This window comes from Amycolatopsis kentuckyensis, assembly GCF_002155975.1.
GTDB classification, from domain to species: domain Bacteria; phylum Actinomycetota; class Actinomycetes; order Mycobacteriales; family Pseudonocardiaceae; genus Amycolatopsis; species Amycolatopsis kentuckyensis.
In genome coordinates this window covers 1-5705 of record NZ_MUMI01000562.1, presented here as the reverse complement: position 1 = coordinate 5705, position 5705 = coordinate 1, and the positions used below count along the sequence as shown (strand labels likewise).

4 protein-coding genes are annotated in these 5705 nt (G+C 70.7%); 2 read left to right on the top strand and 2 right to left on the bottom strand.

Annotation, left to right across the window (positions count from 1 at the left end):
* Positions 1 to 221 precede the first annotated feature (221 nt).
* Positions 222 to 1358: an ROK family protein gene (locus tag CCN39_RS41765; RefSeq protein ID WP_086851916.1), complete on the bottom strand. Its 1137-nt coding sequence runs from the start codon at positions 1356 to 1358 to the stop codon at positions 222 to 224.
* A 62-nt stretch (positions 1359 to 1420) separates the two neighbouring features.
* Between CCN39_RS41765 and CCN39_RS41760 the strand changes: the two genes are divergently transcribed.
* On the top strand, positions 1421 to 2656 hold the full coding sequence (locus CCN39_RS41760; protein ID WP_086851914.1) for an MGH1-like glycoside hydrolase domain-containing protein: 1236 nt from the start codon (positions 1421 to 1423) through the stop codon (positions 2654 to 2656).
* Here CCN39_RS41760 and CCN39_RS41755 read toward each other — a convergent pair.
* Positions 2635 to 4407 carry an alpha-L-fucosidase gene (locus tag CCN39_RS41755; RefSeq protein WP_086851912.1) on the bottom strand — a complete coding sequence of 591 codons (1773 nt, stop codon included), beginning with the start codon at positions 4405 to 4407 and terminating at the stop codon, positions 2635 to 2637. The genes CCN39_RS41760 and CCN39_RS41755 overlap by 22 nt on opposite strands.
* A 441-nt stretch (positions 4408 to 4848) precedes the next feature.
* Between CCN39_RS41755 and CCN39_RS41750 the strand changes: the two genes are divergently transcribed.
* Positions 4849 to 5705 (top strand): glycoside hydrolase family 88/105 protein (locus CCN39_RS41750; RefSeq protein WP_086851910.1); only part of this gene is annotated, 857 nt, incomplete at its 3' end.

Genomic DNA, 5705 nt, shown 5'->3' with positions numbered 1-5705 from the left:
GGGGTGGGGGAGGGGGTCTGGGTGGGGTGCCTGTCATGCCTATGGCGTTCTGTCGCATCGGTGAGGCACTTGGGCGTAGGGCTCTGCCGAGACCCTGCGGGGTACTCCGCGCCGGATACCGTCGGCGCCTCGCCCCAGCCGGCGATTTCCGCACAGATTCAGCGTCGTCCTCGGCCGTTCGGGCCGCCGGACCAGAGCACTGCCGCCCCGGCACTCGGCCGTCACGCCAGGCGGCGGTCCACTTCCGCGGGGGCGAACACCGCGTCGACGACCATGGCGACCGCGCCGGCCAGCGCCATTCCCTCGCCGCGGCCGCCGATTTCCACGCGCAGGCTCTGCGTTGCCCGTGGCAGGGCGCGGCAGTAGAGCACCTCCCGGACGCCCGCCGCGAAGTGCGGCTCCGCGAGGTCTCCGGCGATCACCACCACCCCCGGGTTGACCACGCACACCAGCGTCGCCAGCACCTCGCCCACCTGGCGGCCCGCGACTTCGGCGAGCCGGACCGCGGCCGGCTCGCCCGCGGTGATCCGGTCGCGGACGCCCGAACCCGACTCCGTCGGCAGGCCCAGCTCCGTCAGCCTCGCCGCCAGCGCCCCGCCACCGGCGACGGCCGCCAGGCAGCCGCGGGAACCGCAGAGGCACTGCGCCTCCGGGTGCTCCGGGAGGCGGATGTGACCGATGTCGCCCGCGCCGCCGTCGATCCCGCGGTACACCTCGCCGCCGAGGACCAGGCCGGCGCCGATCCCGGTCGACACCTTCACCACGACCAGGGCCGCCGAGTCCGGGTGGCGGGCGCGGTGCTCGCCCAGCGCCATCAGGTTCGCGTCGTTGTCCACCAGCACCGGGGCGCCGAACCGCGCGCCCAGGTGGGCGTCGATCGGGTAGCCGTCCCAGCCCGGCATGATCGGCGGCTGGGTGACCCGGGCGCGGCCGGGCTCCACCGGGCCCGGCACCGAAACGCCCACGCCGCACACCGGCCGGCCCGCCTCGGCCCGCAACGCTTCGAACCACTCCGCGATCCGGCCGAGCACGGGCTCCGGGCCGTCGGCGACCCGCAGCTCGCCCGCGCGGCGGGCCAGCACCCGCCCGGTCAGGTCGGTGACGACCGCCTCGGCGTGCGTCGTGTCGATGCTCGCGGCGAGGACGACGGAGTGCCGCTCGTCGAACCGCAGCTGCCGCGCGGGGCGTCCGCCGGTCGAGTCCTCCTGGTCACCTTCGGTGAGCAGCCCCGCCGTCTGGAGCCGGTCCAAGCGCGCGGTCAGCGTCGAACGCGACAGCCCGCTGCGGGCCTGCAGCGCCTTCCGCGTGTTCGCCTGCCCCGTCCGGACCAGCCGCAACAGCTCGCCGGCGCTGGTCATCCCGCGGCCCCCTTCGAACTTTTGTCCATTGACAAGACACAAGTCGGAGATAGATTGGACATATGAACGTAACACGGGAGCGGGCCGCGGCTGTCCTGGCGGGCAACTGGCTCGGCGCGTCCACCGTGCCCTCCCGGGGGCTCTACCCGCACCAGTGGAGCTGGGACTCCGCCTTCATCGCCCTCGGCCTGCGCCACCTGTCCCCCGGGCGCGCGCGGCGCGAGCTGGTGACGCTGTTCGAAGCGCAGTGGCCCGACGGCCGCGTCCCGCACATCGTGTTCGACCCGGGGACGCCGCCCGAGGCGTACTTCCCGGGCCCGTCCTTCTGGCAGGCCGGGCGGACGTCCGGCCTGGTCCAGCCGCCGGTGCACGCCCGCGCCGCGCTGGCCGTGCACGAAGCCGCGCCCGATCGGGAGTTCCTCGCCGCGCTCTACCCGAAGCTGGTGGCCTGGCACGACTACCTGCGGACCTGCCGCGACGCGGGCGGGCGCGGGCTGGTGGCGATCGTGCACCCGTGGGAATCCGGCATGGACAACAGCCCGGCGTGGGACGAGCCGCTCACGCGCGTCCCGCTCGCCACCGGGTTCGTCCGCCGCGACCTCGAGCACGGCGACGCCGGCGACCGGCCGAGCGACGACGACTACGGCCGCTACGTCCGGCTCGCCGCCGACTACCGGGACAGCGGTTACGCGGCCTTCGGGGACTTCGTCGTGGAGGATCCCGGTTTCAACGCCCTGCTGGCCGACGCCGAACTCGCGCTCGCCGAGATCGCGGAGGAGCTCGGCCTGCCGTCCGGCGCGCACCGGGAAGCCGCGGCCCGGATCGGGAAAGCGTTGCAGGAAACGCTCTGGGAGAACGGCTTCTTCTTCGCCCGCGACGTCCGCACCGGCGCGCTGATCCGCGAGCACACGTGCGCGGGCCTGCTGCCGCTGGTGCTGCCGGACCTGGCCGTCGCCCCGGCCCTCGTCTCCACCGCGACCGGCCCGCGGTTCCGGCTCGGCCGGGTGCACGGCGTCCCGAGCTACGACCTGACCGCGCCGGGCTTCGACCCGGGCCGCTACTGGCGCGGGCCGTCGTGGTTCAACGTCGGCTGGCTGGTCCGGCAGGGGCTGCTGCACCACGGCGAGTTCGCCCTCGCCGAGCGGCTGGGCGGCGACCTCCTCGAGATCGCCGCCCGCACGGACTTCGCCGAGTACTGCGACCCGCTGACCGGCGCCGGCCACGGCACCCGGTCGTTCAGCTGGACCGCGGCCTTGACCGTGGACCTCCTGGCGGGTCAGCCCGCCGCGGTCGCGTAGTCCGAGCCCACCCAGGTTTCGTCGATCCGCAGCCGCTTGTAGCGCGAGCTGTCGCTCGACGCCGCGTACGTGCTCGTCACCTGGAGCCGGACGTACCGGGCGTTCACCGCGGAGAGGTCGACGAACTGGACACCGCGGTGGCTCGGCAGCGTCCCGGACTTCACCGCGCTGCCCCAGTCCTTGCCGTCGCTCGAGACGAACACCTTGTACGCCTTGATCCGCGCCGACTGTTCGCTGTCCGACCGGGCGTAGCTGACCGAGTCCTCCCGCTGGTTGATCCCGAGGTACTGCACCTTCTTCGCCGCCCCGAGGTCGTAGTCGAGGTTCACCGGGAGGGTCTTGTTGTTGTCGAAGTAGGTGAGGTAGCTGCCGTCGCTCGCCGACTGTCCACTGTGGCCGCTGGCCGACGCGCTCGCCTTGAGCGTCACGGTCTTCGGGTCGTACGTGCCGGTGCGGCCCGCCGTTTCCACCTTGAACACCGTGTCGTAGGTGTCCCAGCCGGACAGCCCGGTCAGCGTGAGGCTGCCGCCGCCCTGGCTGAACGAGATCGCCGCGCCGGTGCGCAGGTTCGTGACACCGCGGACGCGGTAGCCGTTGTCGCGGATCTTCAGCGTGCTGCCCGACGGCTTGGTCAGGACGTGCACGTACTGCGTGTCGCCCTTGATGGTGATGACGCCGTGGGCACCGTCGTTCCAGAAGCCCGGCTGCATGCCGCCGTACATGTACCCGGCGCCCTCGGTGCCGCCGAGGGATTCCCAGATCGCGTCCAGGTACGTCTTCGCGAAGTTGTTGAACGCCTCCTGGTTCGAGGGGAACTTCCCGTTCACCATCGCCGTCTCGGCCATCAGCGACTTGATCGACGAGCCCGAGTTCGTGATGTACCGGCCGACGTTGAGCATCTTGCTGACGGCCGAGTTGGACCCGCCGTACCACCACGAACCGGAGTCGGGGAGCTTGAAGCACGCCTCGGTGAGCCGCGGCATCGCCGTGTACGTCGCCTGCGGGTAGTCGTACGACGGCGTCATCCCGGTCTTCTGCTCGTTGCTGATCGTGTCCATGATCGGCGTGTCTTCGTTGTTGTTGCTCAGCAGGTAGTCCGGGCGCTGCTGGTAGATCTGCTGGTAGAGGTCGTGCGACTCCCAGTAGGCGTTGTCGTTGTCGATCCAGAAGCCGCCGAGGTCGGGGTAGTTCTTCATGACCTCGAAGAAGTTGTCGTAGCTGAACTGACCGAAGCCGCTCTGGCTGTCGAGATCGACGTCCTTGCCCTTGTACTTCGAGTAGCCGGCGGAGTCGAGCCACTCGTGGCCGCCCTCGTCGTGCCACTGGGCGTCGTTGGTCATGTAGAGGATGACCTTGAGCCCGCGGGCTTTCGCGGCGGCGATCAGCTCACCGAGGAAGTCCCGCTTGGTGCTGCAGCTGCCGGGGATCTTCGACGGCCAGGCCCGCGAGTAGCCGAGGCGGCTGTGGAAGGAGGCGAGCACGAGGTAGGACGCGTGCAGCTTCTCGGCTTCGGTGACCCAGTAGGCGGGACTCCACCCGCCGTCGGTGATCGCCTTTTCCCAGGCGCTGCAACTGGTGTAGCCGGGTGCCGTGCGCATGCCCCAGTGCAGGAACAGCCCGGCCTGGCTGTCGCGCAGCCACTGCTGCGACGGCTTCTGCAGGTCGGCCGAAGCCGGTGCGGTGATGAGCCCGGACACCGCCAGCGTCGCCGCGCACGCGACGAGCGCCCGGCGGAGGAACCTGTATGCCATGAACGACCTCCAGTGGTCTGGTCCACTCGGTGGTGTACTCCTGACTGCGAGCCACGGTCAAGGCTGAGATCCGACCTTTTCGCGAAGTCTCGCTGGCCGGTACATCTCCACTACGGCCGTTCGGGTTAAATATCTGATATATGACGTGAGAGATCCGATCTCTCTTGACTCCGCGTCCGGGAGGCGAGTAGATGTTCTCCCCGAGAGCGCTTTCGCTCTCCGGACCACCGCTCCGGCGACACGGGCAGCACGCCTCGCCCCCCAGAGCTGGTCGGGATGCCGACGGACGGCGGATCGGCATCCCGGCCACCCTTCCACCGCGTCGCGGGGCCGGGTGGGGCTTGTTCGGCCGTCGGCCGCCGCGGGACTTCGCGGCCCGGCTGCGGTGAGTGGGCGGGGCGGCCTGACCGGAACCAGCCTCAGTGCACGAAAGGGACGACGATGTCCGAACATCCCCTTCGCCCGACCCGGCGCGCGGTCCTGGCCGGCACGCTCGGCGCCCTGGGCGCGCTCGCCGCGGCGGGTCCCCTCGCCCGGGCGGCGGACCAGCTGCCCCCGATCGGCGGCGCGGCACCTCCGCCGGACTGGTCCCGCGCGGTGATCGACTCGACGATGAAGCGCTACACGCCGGACAAGATCGGCGGCTGGGGCTACACGCTGGGCCTGTACCTCTACGGCCAGTACCTCTTCTACAAGCGCACCGGCGAGAAGAAGTACCTCGACTACATCATCGCGTGGTACGACCGGTTCATCACCGACAGCGGCATCTCCAACAGCTTCAACAACCTCGACTCGATGCGCTCGTGCCAGATGCTGCCGCTGCTGTACGCGGAGACGGGCCGCAAGAAGTACAAGACGGCGGCCGACCAGCTGCGCAAGCGGTTCCCGTCCTACCCCCGGACGTCCGACGGCGGCATGTTCCACGCGACCAGCAAGGTCGGCCAGCTGTGGGGCGACGGCGTCTACATGGCCCAGCCGTTCCTCGCCCTCTACGGCGCGGCCTTCGGCGACGCGGACTACTGCTTCGAGGAAGCGGCGAAGAACATCGTCGTGTACTTCAGCCACCTGCGGGAACCGGCGAAGGGCCTGCTGTACCACGCCTACGACGAGGACGGCTCCGAGTCGTGGGCGTCCGGGGCCGGGCACCACTCGAAGTACCACTGGGCCCGCGCGATCGGCTGGTTCGGCATGGCCACCATCGACATCCTCGAGGTGCTCCCGGCCGACCACCCGCGGCGGGCGGCGCTCATCGAGGTCGTGCAGTTCCTGGCGTCGGGCTACCAGCGGCACCAGGACCC